General features: G+C 63.2%; 20 protein-coding genes, 1 tRNA gene and 1 riboswitch. Of the genes, 4 read left to right on the top strand and 17 right to left on the bottom strand.

Annotated features, from left to right (window positions below; translation table 11 throughout):
- Positions 1 to 25 precede the first annotated feature (25 nt).
- Positions 26 to 556 (top strand): inorganic diphosphatase, encoded by a 531-nt coding sequence (gene ppa / locus Q8S60_RS13840; protein WP_305325432.1) that lies wholly within the window; start codon positions 26 to 28, stop codon positions 554 to 556.
- A 16-nt stretch (positions 557 to 572) separates the two neighbouring features.
- On the opposite strand, the gene Q8S60_RS13835 is transcribed toward ppa, so the two are convergent.
- The gene (locus Q8S60_RS13835) at positions 573 to 2048 is read right to left on the bottom strand and encodes a serine hydrolase (protein ID WP_305325433.1); all 1476 of its coding nucleotides are present in this window, start codon (positions 2046 to 2048) and stop codon (positions 573 to 575) included.
- Between the two features lie 199 nt (positions 2049 to 2247).
- Between Q8S60_RS13835 and Q8S60_RS13830 the strand changes: the two genes are divergently transcribed.
- Complete coding sequence (locus Q8S60_RS13830) at positions 2248 to 2505, top strand: YjhX family toxin (protein ID WP_305325434.1); 258 nt, start codon at positions 2248 to 2250, stop codon at positions 2503 to 2505.
- 21 nt (positions 2506 to 2526) lie between these two features.
- On the opposite strand, the gene Q8S60_RS13825 is transcribed toward Q8S60_RS13830, so the two are convergent.
- The 4 genes from Q8S60_RS13825 to Q8S60_RS13810 form a co-directional block, all read right to left on the bottom strand.
- Positions 2527 to 3543, bottom strand: coding sequence for an aldo/keto reductase (locus tag Q8S60_RS13825; RefSeq protein WP_305325435.1), 1017 nt, complete (start codon positions 3541 to 3543; stop codon positions 2527 to 2529).
- A gap of 6 nt (positions 3544 to 3549) precedes the next feature.
- Complete coding sequence (gene folD / locus Q8S60_RS13820; RefSeq protein ID WP_305325436.1) at positions 3550 to 4446, bottom strand: bifunctional methylenetetrahydrofolate dehydrogenase/methenyltetrahydrofolate cyclohydrolase FolD; 897 nt, start codon at positions 4444 to 4446, stop codon at positions 3550 to 3552.
- A gap of 20 nt (positions 4447 to 4466) precedes the next feature.
- Positions 4467 to 4550: riboswitch (ZMP/ZTP riboswitch) on the bottom strand.
- A gap of 47 nt (positions 4551 to 4597) precedes the next feature.
- Positions 4598 to 4924 carry a DUF167 family protein gene (locus Q8S60_RS13815; protein ID WP_305325437.1) on the bottom strand — a complete coding sequence of 109 codons (327 nt, stop codon included), beginning with the start codon at positions 4922 to 4924 and terminating at the stop codon, positions 4598 to 4600.
- An 8-nt stretch (positions 4925 to 4932) separates the two neighbouring features.
- Positions 4933 to 5235 carry a YggT family protein gene (locus Q8S60_RS13810; RefSeq protein WP_305325438.1) on the bottom strand — a complete coding sequence of 101 codons (303 nt, stop codon included), beginning with the start codon at positions 5233 to 5235 and terminating at the stop codon, positions 4933 to 4935.
- A gap of 205 nt (positions 5236 to 5440) precedes the next feature.
- Here Q8S60_RS13810 and Q8S60_RS13805 point away from each other — a divergent pair.
- Positions 5441 to 5516, top strand: a tRNA-Ala gene (locus Q8S60_RS13805).
- Here Q8S60_RS13805 and Q8S60_RS13800 read toward each other — a convergent pair.
- Positions 5487 to 6227 carry a Crp/Fnr family transcriptional regulator gene (locus Q8S60_RS13800; RefSeq protein ID WP_305325439.1) on the bottom strand — a complete coding sequence of 247 codons (741 nt, stop codon included), beginning with the start codon at positions 6225 to 6227 and terminating at the stop codon, positions 5487 to 5489. The genes Q8S60_RS13805 and Q8S60_RS13800 overlap by 30 nt on opposite strands.
- 88 nt (positions 6228 to 6315) lie before the next feature.
- Here Q8S60_RS13800 and Q8S60_RS13795 point away from each other — a divergent pair, with 88 nt between their 5' ends.
- Positions 6316 to 7716: a DUF1254 domain-containing protein gene (locus tag Q8S60_RS13795; protein ID WP_305325440.1), complete on the top strand. Its 1401-nt coding sequence runs from the start codon at positions 6316 to 6318 to the stop codon at positions 7714 to 7716.
- 10 nt (positions 7717 to 7726) lie between these two features.
- On the opposite strand, the gene Q8S60_RS13790 is transcribed toward Q8S60_RS13795, so the two are convergent.
- The 11 genes from Q8S60_RS13790 to Q8S60_RS13740 all read right to left on the bottom strand — a co-directional run bounded on the left by Q8S60_RS13790 (position 7727) and on the right by Q8S60_RS13740 (position 21526).
- On the bottom strand, positions 7727 to 8467 hold the full coding sequence (locus Q8S60_RS13790; RefSeq protein WP_305325441.1) for a glutamine amidotransferase: 741 nt from the start codon (positions 8465 to 8467) through the stop codon (positions 7727 to 7729).
- A gap of 23 nt (positions 8468 to 8490) precedes the next feature.
- Positions 8491 to 9276, bottom strand: a complete 786-nt coding sequence (locus tag Q8S60_RS13785) for an SDR family oxidoreductase (RefSeq protein WP_305325442.1) — start codon at positions 9274 to 9276, stop codon at positions 8491 to 8493.
- Between the two features lie 38 nt (positions 9277 to 9314).
- Positions 9315 to 10508, bottom strand: coding sequence for an acyl-CoA dehydrogenase family protein (locus Q8S60_RS13780; RefSeq protein WP_305325443.1), 1194 nt, complete (start codon positions 10506 to 10508; stop codon positions 9315 to 9317).
- 14 nt (positions 10509 to 10522) lie between these two features.
- Positions 10523 to 11710: an acyl-CoA dehydrogenase family protein gene (locus Q8S60_RS13775; protein ID WP_305325444.1), complete on the bottom strand. Its 1188-nt coding sequence runs from the start codon at positions 11708 to 11710 to the stop codon at positions 10523 to 10525.
- A gap of 5 nt (positions 11711 to 11715) precedes the next feature.
- The gene (locus tag Q8S60_RS13770) at positions 11716 to 12519 is read right to left on the bottom strand and encodes an enoyl-CoA hydratase/isomerase family protein (RefSeq protein WP_305325445.1); all 804 of its coding nucleotides are present in this window, start codon (positions 12517 to 12519) and stop codon (positions 11716 to 11718) included.
- Between the two features lie 171 nt (positions 12520 to 12690).
- Entirely contained in the window at positions 12691 to 13776 is a 1086-nt protein-coding gene (locus tag Q8S60_RS13765) for a YCF48-related protein (RefSeq protein ID WP_305325446.1), read from the bottom strand.
- Between the two features lie 272 nt (positions 13777 to 14048).
- Positions 14049 to 15404 carry a DUF1329 domain-containing protein gene (locus Q8S60_RS13760; protein WP_305668623.1) on the bottom strand — a complete coding sequence of 452 codons (1356 nt, stop codon included), beginning with the start codon at positions 15402 to 15404 and terminating at the stop codon, positions 14049 to 14051.
- A 613-nt stretch (positions 15405 to 16017) separates the two neighbouring features.
- A complete protein-coding gene (locus tag Q8S60_RS13755; protein WP_305275127.1) occupies positions 16018 to 18003 on the bottom strand; it encodes a DUF1302 domain-containing protein in 1986 nt (661 codons plus the stop codon).
- A gap of 362 nt (positions 18004 to 18365) precedes the next feature.
- Positions 18366 to 18821 (bottom strand): copper chaperone PCu(A)C, encoded by a 456-nt coding sequence (locus Q8S60_RS13750; protein WP_305275129.1) that lies wholly within the window; start codon positions 18819 to 18821, stop codon positions 18366 to 18368.
- Positions 18822 to 18935: 114 nt separating this feature from the next.
- Positions 18936 to 20657 (bottom strand): ATP-binding protein, encoded by a 1722-nt coding sequence (locus tag Q8S60_RS13745; protein WP_305275132.1) that lies wholly within the window; start codon positions 20655 to 20657, stop codon positions 18936 to 18938.
- Positions 20654 to 21526 carry a sensor histidine kinase KdpD gene (locus Q8S60_RS13740; protein WP_305275133.1) on the bottom strand — a complete coding sequence of 291 codons (873 nt, stop codon included), beginning with the start codon at positions 21524 to 21526 and terminating at the stop codon, positions 20654 to 20656. The genes Q8S60_RS13745 and Q8S60_RS13740 overlap by 4 nt, the downstream gene beginning before the upstream one ends.
- Between the last annotated feature and the right edge of the window lie 24 nt (positions 21527 to 21550).

Raw genomic sequence — 21550 nt, 5'->3', positions numbered from 1 at the left:
CCGCAACAACAGGACCAAAAAGTAAATGCGTATCGACGCCATTCCGATCGGCAAGAACCCGCCCGACGACATCAACGTGATCGTCGAGGTGCCGCATGGCGGCCATCCGGTGAAATACGAGATGGACAAGGAATCCGGCACGCTCTTCGTCGACCGCTTCATGCATACGGCGATGCAGTATCCGTGCAATTACGGCTTCGTGCCGCACACGCTGTCGGACGATGGCGACCCGGTGGACGTGCTGGTCGTGAGCCGCATTCCGGTGGTGCCCGGCGCCGTCATCCGCTCGCGCCCCATCGGCGTGCTGATGATGCATGACGAGGCGGGGCAGGACGAAAAGATCCTCGCCGTGCCCGTCGAGAAGCTCAATCCCTATTACAAGAATGTCCAGAACTACACCGACATGCCGGACATCCTGATCAAACGCATCACGCATTTCTTCGAGCACTACAAGGATCTCGAGGAAGGCAAGTGGGTGAAGGTCGACGGCTGGAAGGACGCAAGCGTCGCCCGCGAGCTCATCATGAAGGCGATCGAGGCGGGGAAGAAGGCTTAAGGCCGGGCCGCCAGCCTCAGGGAAGCTGCCACGGTTCCTCGGGCCCGAGCACATGGCCCGCGATTTCCTGTGTCAGCCGGGCGCCGCTGTCGGCATTGGCGAGAACGACGACACCGGCGCGGCGCGCGGGGTCGATCACCATGAGGCCCGCGGTGCCGATATAGCCGCTCTCCTGCCAGATGGTGAGACTATCCGGCCGCTCACGCGTGCCGAAACCGAGCCCCCAGCCGAAGACGTCATTCGGGCGTCCGCCAATCTCGATGCGCTCCTGAACCATGCGGGCGCGCCATTCCGGACCGATGACCGCGCCATCGATGAAGCCGGAGATGAAGAGGCCGAGATCGTGGGCGCTGGAGCGGAGCGACAGGGCGGGATTGAAATCGTCTCCGTCACGCGCCGGCGCAGGCACCTGCCAGGGCATGAAGAAGAGGCTGGCGGCAAAGACGCCGCCCAGAATGACAGGGCTGACCGGCAGCCGCCGCGACGCGCCGCGCGAAACGACGCTGTCGTAACGGCCCTGCTCGAAAATGAAGCGGAAATACTGGAGCATGGCGGCGGTGCCGGCGACAGCCGCGAGCCATGCCAGGAAATACCCCGCGCAGAAGAGAAGCGTCCAGCCGCCGCGAAAGAGATAAAGCGAGGCGCAGGTGACGAGCGGCGCCAGAATGAGAGCGGGCAGCAGGTCCGCCGGTTCGAGCCTGAGACGCTGGAAGCCGAACCTCACGATCAGCAGCGTCACGAGGGCAAAGATGGCGAAGCTGCCGAAGAGCGGCAGGGCAAAGACCGCGATCGGCACCCAGAGCGCGTGATGCCCGCGCGCAACGGAATCGACCAGCGCATCCGGCACGACATAGCCGGAGGACGACATGCCGAGCGGCCGGAACACGCGCGTGCGCATCAGCCGGTCGAACGGCGTTTCCTCCACCGCCGCCATGACATGAGCGAGATAGACATAGCCCATGCCGGAATAGCCGAACCGCTCGCCGGGCTCGAACCGGGTACCGCGCAGCCCGAGCCGCACCCAGTCGGTGAGGCCCGAACTATGCGTGAGAACATGGCGCAACGTGATCGCGGCGCTATCCTTCTTGCCCGGCAGCCATGGCGTCTCGAGCGCGCGGGAAAGAGGCGCATCCAGAAAAAGCTTTCGTTCGCCGGCGAGCAGCATCGCGCCATAGGCCTCGATCGGCATACCGAGCGAACCGACCTCGAACAGCGTGTTTTCCGTCACGGGCTGATCGCCGTCGGTATCGGCGATGCCATAGCCCTTCTCGAAGACGATCTTGCCGTCGGAGACGATGACGAGCGCCAGCCCCGGCACGTCGAGTTCCTTCATGCGCTTGCCGATGAAGTAGTCGAGCGCTCGGGTCATTTCGTCGTGGGGCCAGTCCACCATGCCCGCTTCGACATCGTCGACACCGGCGAGGGCGCCGTGTGGCGCAAAGCATACCGCCAGCAAAAAGAACAGACCGGCGGCAAATCCGGATTGACGCAAGCGGTGCACCTTGCTTATGGATATAGCTTCACGCCAACGGGAGCGTTGATGTCTGTGTCCGGAGAAAAGCGCGGCCGCTGAGAGGGAATGACCCTTTCGGCCGGGCCGTCTGAAAAGGCGAAACCACGCCTGCGCAGCGCGTTTGCCTGCGTGTGCCACGGCTTTCGCCTCGCCTCGGCTTTTCTCCAGGACTCTATCCATGAATATCTCGAAGTTCGAGCAGCGGACGCTTCATGCGCTCGCGCGCGGCGGTCTCATTCGCGTCGAAAAGGACGACAAGGGAAAAATCCAGACGGTTACTTGCGTAACCCGTGAGGGCTGGCTGCTCGCCGATTGCACGCTGGCAACCTTTCGCCGCCTGCGCAAACGCCGCCTGATCGTATCTCGCGACGGCAGCCCCTATCGCATCACGCGCGAAGGGCTTCACGCCGTGCGGGCACAGCTCGACAACAGGTGAGGAACGGACGGCGAAGGACATCTAGAGCATGTCCTCGCCGTCGATCGGCATGCGCGGAAACTGGAAGTTGAGACGGAGCGCATCGATGCGCTTGCGCGTCTCCTCTTCCAGCGGCCCGCACGCTTCCGCGTCGAGAATGGCGGTAAGCTCCGCGCGGTTCTTGACGCCGAGCACCAGCGTATCGACGCCGGGCATGGCGAGCGCATAGCGATGCGCGACGATGGCGGGATCCTCGCCGAGCTCGCGGCAAAGCGCGCGGAAGGGCGCGGCCTTTTCATAGTCTTTCAGTTCGGGGTCGCCCAGGGGAAGCTCGCGGTCGATCGCGGCCGTCAGCGCACCCGCCTGCACGGCACGGATGCCCATCACGCCGACCTCATTGTTTTTGGCGGTGCGGATGATGTTGCGCGGCTCGGCCGGCTCCTCGTAGCGGCGCATGCCGCCGGGCGAATCGAGAAGGTTCGTCACCGCTTGCACGACGTCGGGCTTCGGCTCGCCGCGAAGCGCATCCATGATGCTGCGCGGCAGGCCCGTGCCGGTGATGCCCCAGGCACCGATCAGGCCCTTTTCCTTCAGCCTCTCGAAAGCAGGCACGACGATACCCGTGAAGGTGGACCAGGAAACGGCGCCATGCATCGCGAAGTCGGGCGCGTGCTCGTATTCGTAATCGTCCGGGCAGATATTGGAGTGCAGGAAAAAGATGTCGGCCTGCTCGCGCTTCAGCGTTGCGAGACTTCGGACGAGAGAGGTTTCGAGCCGGCCCGCGATGTCGGGAAGGTGGCGGCGGCCGACCATGCATTTGGTGGTGACGCGGACGCCTTCGGGCCAGGCACCGCCAAAGGCCTCGCCCGCGACTTCCTCCGCTTCGCCGCGTCCGTAAAGCGGTGCGAGATCGATGAGGGTGATGCCGCGTTCGACGGCGAGGCGGAGCGTGGCGATGGCTTCTTCCCGCGTCGTCTCGCCCCAGACGCGGCCGAGCCCGCCGCCGCCCAATGTCAGCGCGCTTACCGGCCAGAGATTTCCAAGCTTGCGCGTTTCCATGAGACCTCAGAAATCCTGCGGCAAGGCGATGCCGTTCTGACGGCAGGCGGCGATGACCGTGTTGCGGAGGAGGCAGGCAACCGTCATCAGGCCGACGCCGCCCGGCACCGGCGTGATCGCACCTGCAACTTGCGAGGCTTCGTCGAAGGCGACGTCGCCGACGAGACGTGTCTTGCCCTCGCCTTTTTCCGGCGCGGGCACGCGGTTGATGCCGACATCGATGACGATGGCGCCGGGCTTCACCCAGTCGCCCCGCACCATGCCCGGACGGCCGACGGCGGCGACGAGAATATCCGCCTGCCGCGCAATCGACGGCAGATCGCGCGAGCGGCTATGCGCGATGGTGACGGTGCAGTTTTCCTTGAGCAGCAACTGCGCGACGGGTTTGCCGACGAGATTGGAGCGGCCGATGATGACGGCGTGTTTACCGGAAAGATCGCCGCCCGCGCGCTTCGCCATGATGACGCAGCCTTCCGGCGTCGCCGGCACCATGGCGGGAAGGCCGCTGGCGAGACGGCCGGCATTGAGCGGATGAAGACCGTCGGCGTCCTTCACCGGATCGATCGCGTCGATCACAGCCTGCTGGCTGATGTGATCGGGGACAGGAAACTGCACGAGGAAACCGTGAACGGCGGGATCGGCATTGAGTTCGCGCACCTTGGCGAGGACATCCGCCTCGCCCGTTTCGGCGGGCAACTTGTATTCGAAGGAATTCATGCCCGCTTCCACGGTCGCGATGCCCTTGTTGCGGACATAGACCTCGCTCGCGGGATCGTTGCCGACGAGAACGACGGCAAGGCCGGGCGTGAGGCCGTGTTCCTTCTTCAGGCGGGCGACTTCGACGGCAACGCGCGCGCGCAGCTCCGCCGCGATGATCTTGCCGTCGATGATGGTTGCAGTCATGCGGGCACCTCGGTGTCTGGAAAGGGTGCCCAGGCGAGCGGCGCGATTGCCTCGCGCTCCACGGTGGTTGTCTCCACCCCTTCTCGCCAGTCACGCAAGGCAGCGGCACTATAATAAGGACGCACACGCAAAGACAAGGCCGCGACCCGGTTCATCGTGGTTCCTTTCCGAGATGGGCGAGCCAGGCGCCGAGATCGGCCATCAGCCGGGCGGGATCGCCCGAGACCGTGACGAGCTTGGTGCGGCCCGTCTCGCCCGATGCGACGGCGAGCGCGGAACGGGGAAGACGGAGCGCCTTGGCGAGAAGTTTCAGCACCGCGTCGTTCGCCTTGCCCTTTTCGGCCACCGCCGAGACGCGGACGCGCAGATAAGGTTCGCCCGAGGCATCCGCGGCCAGCCCGTCGATCCGGTCCGTGCCGCCGCGCGGCGTGACGCGCAGGCGGAGCGAGACGCCGCCGGGAACGGGCTTCAGCGGCAAGGAAGGGCTCAGTAGCGGCTGAGACCGAGCCACATGGGCACGTCGTAGGTGAGAAGGTTCTGGAGGAAGAAGAGCAGCAGCAGCAGGATCACCGGCGAAATGTCGATGCCGCCCAGATTGGGCAGCACGTTGCGGATCGGCCGGAGCACCGGTTCCGTCAGCCGGTTGATCGTATCGACCACCAGATAGACGAAGCGGTTATGGGTGTTGATGACGTTGAAGGCGATCAGCCAGCTCAGCACCACGCCGATGATGATGATCCAGATATAGATCGAGATCAGGGAGACGATGAGGTTCAGGAGGGCAATCATGGGGGCTCGCCGTTTTCTGGTTTTCGGGCCAGTTTTGAGGACTGGGCGGCTTCGGCCCGGACCCGGGCCCTCAGATGTAAACGGGCCGGGGGCGGGGTTCAAGGACCGGTTTCCGGGCGCGCCCTCCGGCCCCGACGCTTCTCTTGACACCTTGGCCGCCGCCGCCTAATAAGCGGCCTCCGGCGCGTTTCGCGCGCAGGGCTCCGGGGCCGTAGCTCAGTTGGGAGAGCGCCTCGTTCGCAATGAGGAGGTCAGCGGTTCGATCCCGCTCGGCTCCACCATTTCCGGAGCACCCCCTTCCCGAAATCGTCAGCCGAAACGCCTTCCGGGGTCCATCCGGCATCCGAGAGCCGTTTGTTCAGGCGGTCCGGGGCGGCGATACGGATCGAGCCGTAGTGCCGCTCGATCAACCCTTCCTCCGACAACGACTTGAGGGCGAGGCCAAGGCCGTTGCGGGACGCCCCGAGCTGCTCGGCAAGGGCCTGCTGGGTAAGCCGCACCCAACCCTCCGCATCCGCGTAATAGAGCAGGGCCTTGGCTGTCTTGAAGACGAGCGGGAGACTCCGCTCGTCGCTGAGAGCCTGAAAAGCGGATTCCAGACGCCGCGCCAGAAACTGAAAGACGTGGTTGCGGAAAAGCGGCTCCCGGTCCAGCAGGCGGTTGAAAGCGGCCTTGTCGACCAGCAGCAGTTTCGTCGCGATTTCGGCCTCGGCGTCATAGGCCTTTGGCCGATCGACAATGAGCGCGAAGAGACCCAGCACATCTCCCTCTCCAAGATGCGCCAGCGTGGTGCGCTTGCCTTCTGCGCTGGTCTTGGAGAGACGCACCCGGCCAGACTGGACGATCATGAGCGACCGCTCCGCATCGCCATCCCGCTGGATCGACTGTCCGGCCGTCAAGGATTTCCGGCTCGCGGCGTCGACAAGAATTTGCCGGACCGCCCCGTCCATATCCGCCAGAAAGTCGCTCTCCCGGCTGGAATGAAAAATCAAGACAACCTCCAATTGCCCAATATTGGGCAGTCTTGAGGCGGAGATCGCGCTATGCAAGTAGAAAAGAGAGATGCTGTGGGAGGAAAAAATGTCGTCAGCAGGACCTAACACCAGCGTTCCGTCCGCCTCCGGAACCAACGACATCGACGCGCGAGGTCTCGAGGCGCTGGCCTACTCCATCGCGCTTCAGGCCTATCTCTTCGCCTTCCCGCTCTTCATCACCGAGCGTGAGCGCCTGCGCCGCGAAAAGCTGACCGGACCCGTTCCCTTTGAGCCCGCAGCGCCCATCAATCAGCTCGGCCACATGACGGCGCTCTCCTCCGCAAAGGGCGACATGCCCTTCAGCCCCAATGTCGACACGGTCTATACGGGCGTCTCGCTCGATCTCACGAAGGAGCCGATCATCCTCGACATGCCGGCGATCAAGGATCGCTATGCCGTCGTTCAGGTCGTCAACGCCTATGTCGAGAACCAGCCCTATGACTATTCGCCCCGCACCAATGGCTGCGAACGCACCTATATCGGCTTTGTCGGCCCGGACTGGGTGGGCGAACTTCCCGAAGGCGTGAAGGAGCGGCGGCTCGATACCAATCTCGGCGGCATCGCCGTCCGCATCGCCGCAAAGGACGAAGCCGATCTGGAGATCGTGCGGAGCTATCAGGCGCAAATGTCGCTTACGCCGCTCTCGGAATGGCAGGACGGCCCGAGCGGGAAGCCCGCCACGCCACCCGCACCGCGCCATCGCAACAAATACGAGGGCGATTTCGCGTGGTTCAAGGAGGCCGCCGACCTCCTGGCGGAAAACCCGCCCCCGCCGAACCACAAGGTGATAGCGACCACTCTTTGGCGCATCGGCATCGCGCCGGGCGAGCCCTTCGACCCGGACACGCTCGATCCCGCCACGCGCGCCGGTGTGCTGCGCGCGGAGAAGGACGGCCCGGCGATGATCGAATACCTGTTCAAGAATCGCGGCCGGAAATTCCCCAATGGCTGGGACACGGCACGCTACTCGCGCGATTTCACATCCGACTACGCGGCGCGCGCGGCTGCGGCGCTGGTCGGCCTGATGGGCAACGATCCCGAGGAAGCGATCTACCTCTACACTTATTACGACTCCAATGGCGATCCGCTGGACGGATCGAAGCACTACCGCATCCACGTGCCGGCGGACCGCGTGCCGCAGACCAGCGAGATCGGCTTCTGGTCGATCACCATGTATGACGGGCGCAGTTTCCAGTTCGTCGGCAATTCCATCGACCGCTATTGCGTTTCGAGCCGCGACACGCTGGTGGCGAACGAAGACGGTTCGGCGGATATCTGGATCCAGGCCGACGCACCCGGCGGAGCCAGGAACACAAACTGGCTGCCCTCGCCCAAGGGCGGGCCGTTCCGCGTGACCTGCCGGATATACTCGCCTGTGCAGAAACTCGTCGATGAATTCCTGGCCATGACGCTGGCGCTGCCGCCGCTCGAGCCGGTAGATAGCTGAGGCTTTCGCCTTACGCCAGCCAGTGGTCGATGAAGCGCGAGAGCCACTGGCGGAGCGTACCGTCGTGCTGGTAGCGGGCCATGCGGTGGAGATGCTCCGGCTGGGCGCCGGGCTGCGACAGCCGCTCCTTCGCATAGGTAAGCCAGGCGTTCATCATCAGCGAGGTGAGTTCCGGGTGAAACTGGATGCCATAGGCCTTGTCCCCGTAGCGCATCGCCTGGACTGGGAAATCGTCGCCTTCCGCAAGCTGGACCGCGCCCGACGGCAAATCGAAGCCCTCCCGGTGCCACTGATAGACATATTGGGGGTCGTCAAAGAGGTGCCCGCCTTCCGCCGTGGGGCGGATCGGGTAATAACCGACCTCGACCCGGGCATCCTCGCGGCCATAGACGCGCGCCCCGAGATGGCGGGCCATGAGCTGCGCCCCGAGGCAGATACCGAGATAGGGCTTCCCTTCCTTCAGCGGCACGCCGATCCAGTCGGTTTCGGCCTTGATGAAGGGGAGGTCGTCATTGGCGCTCATCGGCCCGCCGAAGATCACGGCGGCATCGTGACCGGCCATGGTGGCAGGCAGAGGGTCACCGAGCGAGGGACGGCGGATGTCGAGTTCGCAGCCCCGGCGGCGAAGCTCCTGCGCCACTCTTCCGGGGTTCGATCGCTCCTGATGGAGCACGATGAGCACATGGCGGGTCATGGTTGCTGACCAATTTGGGGCCGGGACGGCCCCTTCGCAAGGGGCCGCTCCGGGCACCGGTCAACCTGCCACGAAACCCCTTACATGGCGCTAATACCGCCGTCGATCTTGATTTCGGAGCCGGTAATGAACTTGGATTCGTCCGAGGCGAGATAAAGGACGCAATAGGCGACGTCGTCCGGCTCGCCGACGATGCCGAGCGGCACCTGCTTGGCGAGCTTCTTCACCAGTTCTTCCTTCGACATGCCGCGCGCCATGCCGTCGAGGATCGGCGTGTCGATGAAGGTCGGATGGATCGAGTTCGAGCGGATGCGGTAGCCGCGCTTGGCGCAATGAAGCGCGACCGATTTCGACAACAGCCAGACGCCGGCCTTGGCGGCGTTGTAGGCAGCCATGTTGTGGCCGGCGATCAGGCCGGCGATCGACGAGGTATTGATGATTGAGCCGGGCGCATGCGGCACCATGTAGGGGATCGCGTATTTGCAGCCGAGAAAGACGGAATCGACATCGACCGCCATCACCTTCTTGTAGGTCTCGAAATCGGTATCCTCTACCGTCGTGCCGCCGCCGATGCCGGCATTGTTGAAGAGGACGTTGATGCCGCCCATCGCCTTGTTCGCTGCGGCAAGCGCATCCTTCCAGTGATCCTCGCGGGTGACGTCGAGACCGACGGCGAAGGCCATGCCCGGATAGTCGGCATTGATTTCATCGGCGACGGCCTGGGCGCCCTTCTCGTTGATGTCGGCGAGCGTCACCTTCGCGCCTTCGCGGGCAAGCATGATGCCGGAGGCCTTGCCGAGCCCCTGCGCGCCGCCCGTGACGAACGCCATCTTGCCGGCAACGCGGCCTTTTCTTTCCTTTGTCATTCCGGTCTCTCGTTTTGCGGTGTGAAAATCTTGCGGCGTCAGAGCATCGCCGTATTGGTCGGCACGCCGAGCAGCAGGCGGCCGGTGAGTTCGTAGGTCGCGTCCGACACCATCATGTGCTGCGTGGCGACATGCACATCGCGGAACTGCCGCTGGAGCGGCGAGCCGCGATAGACCGAGCTGCCGCCGGCAAGCGTGTACATGAGATCGACCGCGCGGGCCGCGGACTGAACGGCATGCGTCGTCGCAAGCCGGATGTCGCGGCGGTGGGCGACGGTGATCTCGCCATCCTTCACGGCGGCGTTCCACGCGGCATCGATCGTCTCCATGAGGAAGGAACGCGCCGAGCGCGTGAGGGCTTCCGCCTGCGAGACATCGAGATGTGCCTTGGCGCGGAGCGCCAGCGGCTTCGACGACCCTTGCGGCGTCTTGCCACCCGCGAGATCGACCAGCGTGTCGATGGAACCGCGCGCGAGACCCAGCGCGACGGCGGCGATGCCGATGCCGAGCAGGCCGAATGTGGGGAAGCAGTAAAGTGGGCGCGGAAGCGGCTTGTCGCTGATGAGGCTGACCGCGCGGGCAGCGGGAACGAAGAGGTCCTTCACCTCGAAGTCGGTGCTGCCCGTGCCGCAGAGACCCGAGACATCCCAGGTGTCGTGCAGCGTCACGTCGGCGGCGTCGAACATCATCATGCGGTTCTGCGGGATGCCCTCCGCCGCCATCTCCGGCTTGCCGTCACCGCCGATGATGAGGGCGCCGCCGGAGATATAGGAGGCGTTGCGCGAGCCCGAGCCCCATTGCCAGCGGCCGCTGACACGGTAACCCGCGACGCCGTTCTCGACCGCGTGCACGGCCTTGCCGCGCGGCGCGAAGACGCCCGCCGTGATCGTCAGCGGATCGCCAAAGACGCGCTGGGCTTCGCCCGGCTCGATAAAGGCGGCGACCAGACCCGATGTCGCGCCGATGAAGACGCACCATGCGGCCGAACCGTCCGCGCGCGCGAGACGTTCGACGACCTTCACGAGCTCGCCCGGATGTACCTCGTAGCCGCCATAGGCTTCCGGCACGCAGAGGCGGTAGAGCCCCGCTTCCGCGAAACGCTTCGCAATATCCTGCGGCAGGAAGCGGTTGGCTTCGATTTCTGCGGCACGGGCGGCGATTTCATCGGCGAAATGTTCCGCCGCGGCGAGCAGGTCCTTGCGCGGCGCTTGTTTCGTTTCGGCGACGTTCATGTCTGGTCCTCCCGCTATTGGCCGAGCTTCAGCCTGTTCGCAATATTGTTTTTCTGCATGTTGGACGAGCCGCCGACGATGGGGAGGCTCACCGCATCGCGCACATAACGCTCCATGTCCATCTGGTCCGAGAGGCCATAGGCGCCGGTGACGCGCATGCACATCTGCGTGACCTCTGCCGCGCCTTCGCAGCAGAAGAGCTTGGCCATCGAGGTCTCGACCGAACAGGGACGGCCCTTGTCTGCCAGCCACGCGGCGCTGTAGAGCATGAGGCGCATGGCGCGGACGCGGGTCCGCGCATCGGCAAGCGTGTGACGGATCGCCTGATGGCCGGCGATGGCGCGGCCGAACTGCTCGCGCTCTTCGGCATAGCGCCATGCATCCGCGAGCGCGGCTTCCGAGAGACCGAGCGCGCAGGCGGAAAGTTCGAGCTTCTCGACTTCAAGCGCGCGGCCGGCAAGCTGGTTCCAGCCTTTGTTCCACATCGCCTCGCCGCCGAGAATATTGCTCACGGGCACGCGCACATCGTCGAAGCTCACATCCTTCGTCTCGACGCCGCGAATGCCGAGATGGCCGAGCGGCGTGATGGCGATCCCCGGAAGCGACGGCGGGACGAGAACGATGCTGAGGTTCTTGTATTTCTCTTCCTTCGGGCCCGTGCGCAGCAGGCAGAAAATGTAATCCGCGATATGGGCGCCTGTGCACCAGCGCTTTGTGCCGTTGATGACGAGTTCATCGCCCTCGCGCCGCGCGGTCGTCTCCACGGTGGCGAGATCGCCGCCGACATTGGGTTCGGAGAGCCCGTAGGCGAAGAGAAGATTGCCGGAGGCGACCTTGGGCAGCAGTTCTTGCTTCTGCTCTTCCGATGCGCTTTCGCCGAGGTTCATGCCCGCATAGCAGACCGCCATGATGTAGGGGCACGCGACAGCGACGGAGCGCTTCGCGATCTCCTCGATCACCGCCATGGTCGCGTAGATATCGACGCCGGCGCCGCCATAACGCTCCTCAACGGTCAGGCCCATCATGCCCATCTCGCCGAGCTTCTTCATCACATCGGCCGGATAGATATTGCCCCGATCCCACTCCCGCGCCTTCGCGCGCGGCATTTCCGCTTCGACAAATCGCCGCGTAGCGTCGCGCAGCATGCGGACATGCTCGGGTTCGTCGAAATTGAGCGGCGCGTCCTCCATGATCGCATCCATTTCCGTCATCGCCCCGTGAAAGCCGGCGTGCGTTTTTCAAGGAAGGCATTGACCGCTTCCTTGTGGTCCTCGGTCGTGAAGGTGAGCATCTCATAGCCGATCGAGGTATCGAGGATCGTATGTGCGAGCTGCTTCAGGCCGACATTGACGGAGACCTTGCTGTATTTGATCGCCTGAATGGCGCCGCCCGCGAGCTTCGCCGCGAAGGCATCGACGCGCGCATCGAGCTCGTCGTCGGGCACGACATGATTGATGAGACCGATGCGCTCGGCTTCCTTCGCGGGCACCGCGTCGCCTGTCATCAGATATTCCTTGGCGCGCGCATAGCCGACGAGCTGCGGCCAGATAATGGCGCCGCCATCGCCCGCGACGATGCCGGCACGGACATGCGGATCGGCGAAACGGGCACTTTCGCCGGCAAAGATGACATCGCACATCAGCGCGATGGTGGCGCCGAGACCGACGGCCGGGCCGCGCACTTTCGCAATGATCGGCTTTTCGAGGTCGAGCAGCGAAAAGACGATGCGCTTTGCCTCCGCGGCGTCCGGCCCCTTCTCGCCCGCCTCGAAGCTTCGCTTCATCCAGTTGAGATCGCCACCGGCCGAAAAAGCCGCGCCCTCGCCGGTAAGAACGACGATATCGGACCCCTTGTCGTCGGCGGCGTCGAGAAAGATGCTCGAGAGTTCGCGGTGCATGTCGCCGTCGACCGCATTCATCAGCTTCGGGTTACTGAGGGCAAGCGTGAGCACGCGGCCCTGGCGGCTCGCCTTGATCCGCGTGTAGCGGCCGAAATCGACGCTCTCTCCCATAGTCCATTCCTCCCTCGTGCAAGGCTTTTTGCAGGCGCCTTTTGACGCGATTGTGGCCCGTGCGGCGCGTAATGAAAAGCGCGCCGTCCTGGAAGAACGCGAACAGCGGAAAAGAAAAACCCCGGCCTGTGAGGCCGGGGTTTCGATATCCGTGGGACCGCTGACCGGCGATCAGCTGTCGGTGTCGGGCTGGACCACTATTTTCGCGCTGACAGCCTCGCGCGCCTTTTCCATATCGTCGGGCATCAGCTTCGCGCCCGGCTCGCCGAAGACGACGATCTGTCCGTCGGGACCGTCCGCGACGGCCGCATAGCCGAGGCGGTCGGCGCGCGTCACTTCGACGAAGCTCTTGCCGCCATCGTCGCTGTAGCCGACATAGCCCTGCAGGCCGACCAGGACGATCTTGCCGCTGCCGAGCTGCACGCCGCCGGCAATCGACTTGTCGGTGCCGGTGTTGACCTTCTGCCAGGTCTGTCCCTTGTCGTATGAACGGAAGGCATTGCCGCGCATGCCGAAGACCATCACCGATCCGTCGCTCATGCCAAAGCCGCCCCAGAAGGAACCTTCATACTGCGTCTGGATGCGATTGAAGGTACGGCCCTGATCGGTCGAGTGATAGACGACACCGAACTCGGCGGAGATGTAGAGATCGCCGTCCTTGTCCGAAAAGAGCTTGTTCAGATGGTAGTCGTCGAGCAGACCTTCGCTGAGCGTGCGCTCCTCCCAGGTATCTCCACCGTCGTTGGTTTCGACCATGAAGGAGAAGGCACCGAGCGCGAAGCCGCGGTTCTCGTTTTCGAAATAGACCGCCATGAAGGCCATTTCGGATTCGGTGTCGTTGTAGACGAGGTCCCAGTTTTCGCCGCCATCCTTGGTACGGATGACGGTTGCATCATGACCCACCGCGAAGCCGATATCCTTGTTGATGAAGGTGACGCCTGTGAGCGTCGCCTGCGACGGGACCTTCACGGCCTGCCTCCAGGTGGCGCCGCGATCGTCGGAAAGTACGACATGACCGAACTCGCCGACCGCGACGAGGCGATCGCCTGCATAGGTCGCGTCGAGCAGCAGGGATTCCGCCGCGAGATTCGACTGCACGGCATATTCAGCCTCTGACGAGGCCGTATCTTCCTGCGCGGCGGCCGACTTCAGGCCGGCGGCGGCGAAGACGAGCGCGAAGGCACAAACGCCCGCGACGGACGCCGCACGCAAGCGCGCCGCCCCGCTCGAAACGATCTGGGAAAAAGACGATGACATTACCTGGGCTCCTGAACTCGGACGTTTCCCGGTCGCCGCGGCAACATGGGCACCTGCGGACCTGCTGTCCCGGCACCCAGGAAGGCGGCGAGCCTCCTGTTTTGATGTTTTTCTTATAGCGGTTTTTCGCTCTTATACCGCATTTTTTGCGGCCCGTCTTGAACTCTGAAGGACCCCGCCCCCGCCAGCCGGGGACAAGGTTAAGGGGCTGCGGACAGCAGAAGGCCGGGCTCCGGTTTCCCGAAGCCCGGCCCTCGCCGTTTTGCAGTATTTTAGCGGACGCCGAGCTGACGGATCGAGTTCGGCGTGTAGCGGTTCTTGTCCAGCTCGTCGGCGAAGTAGTTCACCGGCGGCTCTTCGTTCTGCAGCGCGAGCGCCAGATAGCGGCCGGCCTGCAGATCGTAGACGATTTCGCCCGCGGAACCGCAGAGCGGCACGTTGTAGCGCTGAATCTGGTGCATTTCCTGAACGCGCCAGAGCTGGCCACGGCCGTCATAGAGTTCCACCGTCGACATCTGCCACGCGTCTTCTTCGTTGTGATAGACGCGACGCGAATAGACGTGGCGGGTGTTGGGACGGAGCTTCGCTTCGAATTCCCAGACGCGGCGGGCTTCGTAGCGCACCTTGTCCTGGTTCAGGTGAAGCGGCTGCAGGTAGTCCTTGTAAGGCGTCGATTCGCCATCATACGCATTCGCCGAGACGAGACGCACGTTCTTGCCGAGCACGGTCCAGTCGTAGCGGTCCGGCGCGCCATTGTAGCCGTCGAAGGCGTCCGAGGTGGACAGACCGTCCGAGTTCGTGCCGGGATTGTCGTAGGCGATATTCGGCGCGCGGCGCACGCGGCGCGTGCCGGGGCTGTACTGCCAGGCCTGACGCGGCTGCACCTGAGCGTTCAGGGCCTCGTACACCAGGATCACGTTACCCGCGGCACGGGCCGGGGCAATGGTGTTGGCGATGTAGTAGATCGAGATGTTGTTCAGATCTTCGGCGCGCTTCGCGGAAGGATCCGACCACTGCAGGATGGCTTCGTCCTGCACGATCTGCAGCGTGTAGTCGCCGCCGCGCGTTACCGGCGCCGCAGCGAACTGACGGACCGCCTTGAACGAACGATAGCGCAGCGTGTGGTTCCAGACCATTTCGAGCGCGTTGTTCGGGATCGGGAACGGCGTGCCGAAAATGGCTTCGCTGACACCGGCACCGCCGCCGACGAGTTCGCCGACGCGCGCGTTGTTCTTCGTGGCTTCGTAGTACTTGTCCGGGAACGCGCAAGTGCGGCGCGTTTCATAGACATTCATCTTGTACGAAGGATAGGCCTTGAGGAGCGCGGCATAGCCGGGCGTCAGCACGTTTTCGTACTGGCCCATGTTCTGGCCGGTCACCGTGTACTTGATCGCGTCGCTTGCAAACGGATTGGCAAGCTTGTCGCCGGGCTTGTAGCTGACGCCGCTCGGCACGGTCGCGAGACCGCCGGTCCAGGCGGGGATGTCCCCCTCGCCGCCTTTTTCCGACCCCATCGGAGTCAGATCCTGGCCCAGACGATTTACCTGGGCATCCGGAACCTTGGCGAGCGCGCCGGTTGCGAAGACGCTGATCGCAAGGGCGGACACCAATACGGTAGTCCTTTTCATATACGTTCCCTCCACTGGATTTCTTATAGGGCTTTCGATGTCAGCTTTTCGCGTTTGTAGCATTGGCGCTGTGCATCGAGGCCGGTTTCCCCGCCTTACTCGAACGGGATGATAGCAAATTGCCCAAGGGGCGCAAATCGCACGCTGCGGATTCTGTGTCCTTCGCGCCTCTATTCGCCCCGATTTTCGGGCAGTTTGGCCTTTGTGCGCATTAAATCTTTTTAATGAACGCGCAGCGGACGGCGCGGCGGCGGAAGCGCGCTCATTCCGCCTACGGATGATTCCCGCGTCGTCCGGCCGCTCTGCAGCGCAGTATGGCGGGGCATTGCGCTTGCGGGCCGCGCCTCCCCACACCCCTCTCCCCCGGACCCTCCCTTGTAATCAAGGAGGCCGGCGGCCCGGAGGCTGCCAAAGACAGCGTCACTGTTCACAAAACCTGGGCGGGCGGTTCCGAAGAAGCGAGTCCTTGCGAAGATAGGTGCCGCTACGCGCCTTCTGGATTGCCGGGTCAAGCCCGGCAAAGACGAACAGGAGAAAAACGGCATGCCTCCAAAGAAAAACCCGGCGGTGTCGCCACCGCCGGGTTCCGTTTCGCGCTACACGTTTCTGAGGGTCAGAACGCGTAGGAGACCGTCATGGTAACGAAGTCCTTGTCGCTGACAAAGTTTTTGTACTTGTTTCCAAAACTGTTCGTGTACTGGATATTGGCACGCCACGTACTCTGAAGATTGGCGGTAACGCCGACACTGACGGTCTTTTTTCCTTCGACGAAACCGGGGCCGACCGGACCGGCCGACACGCCATTCACGTCATGTGCCCACTGAACGGAGGGCGTGAGCGTCCACGCCGTTCCGAAAGCGTTGTTGTAGTCCGAGGTCGCCGCGAGACGGTAACCCCAGGAACTGGATGTTGCGTAGGCAAGTTTGCAATCCGGAACCAGGGGGCTGGCCGCCGCCGCCCCGCAAGCAGCGTCGCCAAGGATCAACGCGGCGGCCAGATCGGGGTGCGTGACCGCCGACCGTGGCGCGGCCAGCCGGTTCGTGCTGTCCGCAAGATCGGGAAGGTACTGAAACCCGACATTTGCGATCAGGATCATCAGATCCGAACCGATCAGGGACGGAAGAGCCGCCGACGGGTTGAGCGTGCTGATCAGTGCAAGCTGACCCGTTATGACATCGAACTCGTCATAGCCCCGGATCGTGTCGCCCGGCGCATAAGCGAAGCCGGCATTCTGGCTTCCCTGGCTCAAACAGCCGGGCGGAGATCCCGCAAAGCTGCAGGCGCCGATGGCATCCAGCTCGGCGGAGTTGATTTCCACATCGCTGAGCGCAAACGGCATATCGGGTGAAAACGCCGCTTCGCCGGAAAAGGCCGACCCGCCGAAAAGCGGAATCGAGGTATTGAAGCTCGCGCCGATGGTTCTGACTTCATCGGGATACTGCATGCGGTAGTTCTTTGTCGCGGCGGTGGCGCCCACACCGGCTGTCAGGCCTGTCAACCCGCCAAGTGCCGGAACCGGAAGTGTTGCGCAGCCAAGAAAGGTCGCCGTCCCGGGATTGCTGCCCGGCAGCCCCGCAAGGGCGCCGCAAAAGGACGCTATGTCGGCAAACGGAACACCGAGAATACTTGCCGTCGCGGCGCCGAAATCGCCCAGCGTAAACGTGCCGACCGGTACGACCAGACTCTGCTGCGTGAAATACAGGCCGAGATCGGTGCCCATTCCGAGGTTTTCGGCATAATGCTTGATCGCAACGCCGAAGGTGCCCGTATCGTCACCCTCTTCGGACGCAAGCCGGGGAATCAGCACAGGGCCCGGATATTCCCCGCCAGTCATCACATATTGACCGCCCTCGCAAGCGGCGTCGCTGCCGCTGAAGAAAGTGCCGCAGGCGTCCAGTTCCGTCTTCTGCCAGCCGAACTGCCAGAAAGCCTCGACCGTTACGCTGCCCGGCAGACCGACGGATGCGAACACGGAAGGCGTGGGCATCAGCGCTTCCTTCAGTTCCGAACCGGGTGTGCGAATGGCCGACACGTCGATCGGCAGGAAGGAATTGATGCCGCCCTGAATGAAGAGGCTTTCCCCCCAGTTCACCACCTGCTTGCCGACGCGGACATTCAACGGCATGCCCGAAACGTCGAAGTTCCCGTAAACGAAAGCATCGAGGATGTCGAAGCTTCTTCCGCCGAAATCGCGCGCCTGGTCGCCGCGCGCCGCATCGACGAGGGGACGCTTGCCAAACCGGTTGTCCCTTGTGCCGAGTTCCTCGTTCACCCAGTAATCGTAGAAAGCCTTGGTACGGACGAATGCGCCGAAATTTTGCCATTGAAGATCGAAGTCGGTCGTGATCTTGACGGTGGTGGTGTAAGGATCCCACTGGTCGGTATTGACGTTGCCGTCATCGTCGTTGATCCCCATTCCGGCACCGTTTCCGGCGGAGCAACCTCCATTCGGCTTCGAAACGAGCGTACAATCCTGCTTGGAGGTGCGAAATCCAGCGCCGACCGAAACCAGATTGTCGATCTTGAGATTGGCTTCGCCGAAATTGAAGTCGACGGCCTGCGCCGCGCCGGTGGCGAACAGCATTGCTGCGCCAGCCATACTGCCCAAAAACAATTTTTGGACGGTTCTTGTTTTCATGGAGCGATCCTCCTCGATCCTCGATGGCTTCACTAACTTTGCAGCCTGATCGGGAGGTGAATCGGAAAACGGTCGACTGTTCCCCCCGGCCAGTCAGCATCCCTCGACGCCTAGTCCACATTCACTGAGGGGTTGAGTCAAGGCCGCCCCGCACCGTTGCCACACGCCCGGCTCACATTACCCGGCGGTATGGCATTTATGACACGGCTGTAATCTGTAACGGGGAGTGAGCGTTAATTTTATTGCACTGCACACTGATTATATGCAGCGCAATATGCAACGCCGCGAATCATGCGCGGCCATTTCCAGGAGAGATATCGGGGTTATCGGGGAGCGTGTCCGGCGGCGCGAACAGGCGCGGAAATTTCGACGTCTCCCGCCTTCTCGAAGACGAGCGTCAACGGTACCGACATGCCTTCGGCGAGCGGCTCGCCGAGCCCTATCAGCATGAGATGAAGACCGCCCGGAGCAAGACGCACCGTCTCGCCCGCTCCGACGGGCAGCGCATCGAGCCGGCGCATCTTCATGACCATGCCGTCCATGGTCATGGTGTGAATCTCCACCTTTTCCGCCACGCTGGACCGCACTTCCAGCAGCGTGTCGCCGGCCGCGCCCCTGTTCTCGATGACGAGATAGGCAGCCCCCGTTGTCGTGACGCTGGCCCTCGCCCAGGGATCGGTGAGGACAAGCCCCTCCCTGCCGTCATCCGCCCGAAGACCGGCGGAAAGAGGCATCAGCAAAAGGAAGGAGAGCGCAAAAAGGCGGAAAATTCCGGGCATCGGATCATCTCGCGTAACGGATGGAAGCTGTGGCGCGAGACTATCGCGGATAGCGAGCGGCTGCACCCGCCTTCCCCGCCATCCGGCGGGACATTCTGTCGCGCGAGGGGTGGATCAGCCGCGTTCGCGCCCCGCATGCCGCCAGCGCGACACAATCGCTTCCAGACCCGCGCGGTCGAGATTGGGCCGGCTCCAGGACTGCGAGAAGCCGCTATTGAGATTGCGCGGAATGCCGCGTTCAGCGATATCGGCAAAACGAATGCGCATCGGCATCCCGACGCCCTGGCCGAGAACGATCGCTTCCCTGTCGCCCAGGAGCGGCAGGAAATCCAGAAGATCGAGTGCGCCGTCATGCGTATTGGCGCGCATCACCTGCTGGTCGCGTTCCGTCGACAGGCGCATGGCGATGACAGTGCTGCATTGGGATAGGATGGTGGTATCGAGCTCCGACGGACGCTGCGTGACGAGGGCAAGCGAGAGCCCGTATTTCCGGCCCTCCTTGGCAATGCGCGAGAGCGCGTGCAGCGTCGGTTCAAAGCCTTCTCCCGCAGTCACGGGTGCGTAGCGATGCGCCTCCTCGCAGACGAGAAGCATCGGCAATCCTCCCTTGCTCCACACCGCCAGATCGAAGGCAAGACGGGAGATCACGGAGATCACGACATCGAGAATTTCCGGCGGCACGGTCGAAAGATCGATCACGGTAATCGGCCGGCCGTCATTCGGCACGCGGAACAGGCGGCCAAGAATATCGGCCATCGTATCCTGCACGGTCAGACTGCCGAACATGAAGCTGTAGCGCTGATCGCTGGCAAGCGTCTCGATGCGGCTCTTGAGCCGCCGATAAGGAAGCGTCTTCTGCGTGCGTTCCAGCTTGCCGAGCTGTTCGTCGAGAAAGGCCAGCACATCGGACAGCCGGAACGGTGTCGGCGCATCGACCGTCATGCCCCCGCCTTCGCCGGGCCGTCGCGAAATATGACGATTGGAGGAGGCGTCGGAATAACGGCGCTTCGCGGCGACGACGGCGTCGCTCAGGATTTCGACTTCGGCCTCATGATAGGCATCGCCGCTTGTCAGGGCAGCTGAAAGTTCCTGGAAATTGAGAAGCCAGAACGGCAGGTGAAGGTTATTCGGATTGATAAGTTCAGCGCGGTCGCCGAAGGCGGTCGGGTACTCGTTGTGCACATCCAGCACGACGATATGCGCGTGGTTGTGCGCATCGAGTACACGCTGAAGGATGGCGGTCAGCGCACAGGATTTGCCGCATCCCGTGGTGCCCACGACGATGAAATGTTTGGCGAGAAGATCGTCCACCAGGAAGCGGGCGGGTACCGCCGGATCCTGGAACAGCGTACCGACTTCGATCGTCGTCACATTGGGCTGCGTGTAGACGCGGGTAAGATCGTGACGATCGGCAAGTAGAACGGCATCACCAAGCGTCGGCAGATGCGACACGCCGCGACGAAACGACAAGCGCCCATCCTTCGGATCGGGAACCACTTCGCCGGCAAGATTGATTTCGACAAGGCGAACATCTTCCATGCCGCCGCCGCTGGCTGGCGTGGGCGCGCTTACGGCGGAGATGAGGCCCACGACCGTTGCCGACGGCGTCGGCACCTTCACGAGCTGACCGATCTCGACTCGCGGCTCGTTGCTGATCGCCGGGCCTTCGCGCTCAAGCACGGCAATGGCCTGCGAACCCGATACCGACACGATATGCCCGATCCGCTTCGGCGGCGCTGCCGGCATTCCTCTGCGCTCGATGAAGGGCGGCGCTTCAGGTTCGGTGACAGCCTGGCTCGGCGCCGGAACGCTGGGGGTCGTTGTGGGCGTGCTCATGAACGAAGTTCCTGGTAATGCGAAAACGATCCTTTGACCGGAGCGGAAGGAAGAGTGAAGAACACGGTCGTGCCCTTGCCGGGTTCGCTGTAGATCTGAAATTCGCCGCCATGCAGTTTCGTGAGAGCCGCTGCAATGGGAAGGCCGAGGCCCGTGCCCTCGTGGCCGCGGGCGTAGCTGGCCTGCACCTGGCCGAAGGGCGTCATCGCATAGGCGATCTGCTCTTTGGTCATGCCGATCCCGGTGTCGGCGACGGCAATGGTGACGCCGCCATCGGGCGTGCTCGTGGCGACGAGCACAATGCGCCCGCCCTCGCCCGTGAACTTGTGCGCATTGGACAGGAGATTGATCAGCACCTGCTTGATACGGCGCACATCGACGGGCACCTCGGGCAGCGTCGCGTCGGCCTTTATTTCAAGGACCTGCTTCTTCTCGCGAATGCGCGGTTCGATCAGCACGGTACAAGCATCGATCAGTTCGCGCAGATCATAGGGTTCCGTCACGAGCGAAAAGGTGCCGCTCTCGATTTTCGCGATATCGAGAATGTCGGAAATGATGTTGAGGAGATGGCGGCCCGCGCCGGCTATATGCGTCGCATATTCTTCCGTCTTGTCCGACGGCTTGCCGCTTGCGGCGATGTGCTGGATGAATTCCGAGAAGCCGATGATGGCGTTCAGCGGCGTCCGCAGTTCGTGGCTCATATTTGCAAGGAACTCGGACTTGGTCCGGCTCGCCATGTCCGCTTCGATCTTCGCCGAACGCAGGGCAGCCTCCGACCTCTGGCGAGACATGAGTTCGCCCAGATTGGTCGAGTACCCCGCCAGAAGAGATTTCTGGCGGCCCCGGTTTGTGGCCTTGTGACCGAACATTGCGCCGGATTGCCCCGCCTGCAT

Origin of the sequence: Parvibaculum sp. (genome assembly GCF_030694575.1) — a bacterium.
Taxonomy (GTDB): domain Bacteria; phylum Pseudomonadota; class Alphaproteobacteria; order Parvibaculales; family Parvibaculaceae; genus Parvibaculum.
Note: the sequence above shows the minus strand (reverse complement) of the source record. Positions and strands in the feature narration are given on the sequence as shown.

What these genes read in the sequence shown, in the direction of transcription:
- ppa (WP_305325432.1), top strand. Translation starts at nt 26, where the DNA reads ATGCGTATCGACGCCATTCCGATCGGCAAGAACCCGCCCGACGACATC.
- Q8S60_RS13830 (WP_305325434.1), top strand. Translation starts at nt 2,248, where the DNA reads ATGAATATCTCGAAGTTCGAGCAGCGGACGCTTCATGCGCTCGCGCGC.
- Q8S60_RS13825 (WP_305325435.1), bottom strand. Translation starts at nt 3,543, where the DNA reads ATGGAAACGCGCAAGCTTGGAAATCTCTGGCCGGTAAGCGCGCTGACA.
- folD (WP_305325436.1), bottom strand. Translation starts at nt 4,446, where the DNA reads ATGACTGCAACCATCATCGACGGCAAGATCATCGCGGCGGAGCTGCGC.
- Q8S60_RS13810 (WP_305325438.1), bottom strand. Translation starts at nt 5,235, where the DNA reads ATGATTGCCCTCCTGAACCTCATCGTCTCCCTGATCTCGATCTATATC.
- Q8S60_RS13795 (WP_305325440.1), top strand. Translation starts at nt 6,316, where the DNA reads ATGTCGTCAGCAGGACCTAACACCAGCGTTCCGTCCGCCTCCGGAACC.
- Q8S60_RS13785 (WP_305325442.1), bottom strand. Translation starts at nt 9,276, where the DNA reads ATGACAAAGGAAAGAAAAGGCCGCGTTGCCGGCAAGATGGCGTTCGTC.
- Q8S60_RS13780 (WP_305325443.1), bottom strand. Translation starts at nt 10,508, where the DNA reads ATGAACGTCGCCGAAACGAAACAAGCGCCGCGCAAGGACCTGCTCGCC.
- Q8S60_RS13775 (WP_305325444.1), bottom strand. Translation starts at nt 11,710, where the DNA reads ATGGATGCGATCATGGAGGACGCGCCGCTCAATTTCGACGAACCCGAG.
- Q8S60_RS13770 (WP_305325445.1), bottom strand. Translation starts at nt 12,519, where the DNA reads ATGGGAGAGAGCGTCGATTTCGGCCGCTACACGCGGATCAAGGCGAGC.
- Q8S60_RS13765 (WP_305325446.1), bottom strand. Translation starts at nt 13,776, where the DNA reads ATGTCATCGTCTTTTTCCCAGATCGTTTCGAGCGGGGCGGCGCGCTTG.
- Q8S60_RS13760 (WP_305668623.1), bottom strand. Translation starts at nt 15,404, where the DNA reads ATGAAAAGGACTACCGTATTGGTGTCCGCCCTTGCGATCAGCGTCTTC.
- Q8S60_RS13755 (WP_305275127.1), bottom strand. Translation starts at nt 18,003, where the DNA reads ATGGCTGGCGCAGCAATGCTGTTCGCCACCGGCGCGGCGCAGGCCGTC.
- Q8S60_RS13750 (WP_305275129.1), bottom strand. Translation starts at nt 18,821, where the DNA reads ATGCCCGGAATTTTCCGCCTTTTTGCGCTCTCCTTCCTTTTGCTGATG.
- Q8S60_RS13745 (WP_305275132.1), bottom strand. Translation starts at nt 20,657, where the DNA reads ATGAGCACGCCCACAACGACCCCCAGCGTTCCGGCGCCGAGCCAGGCT.
- Q8S60_RS13740 (WP_305275133.1), bottom strand. Translation starts at nt 21,526, where the DNA reads ATGTTCGGTCACAAGGCCACAAACCGGGGCCGCCAGAAATCTCTTCTG.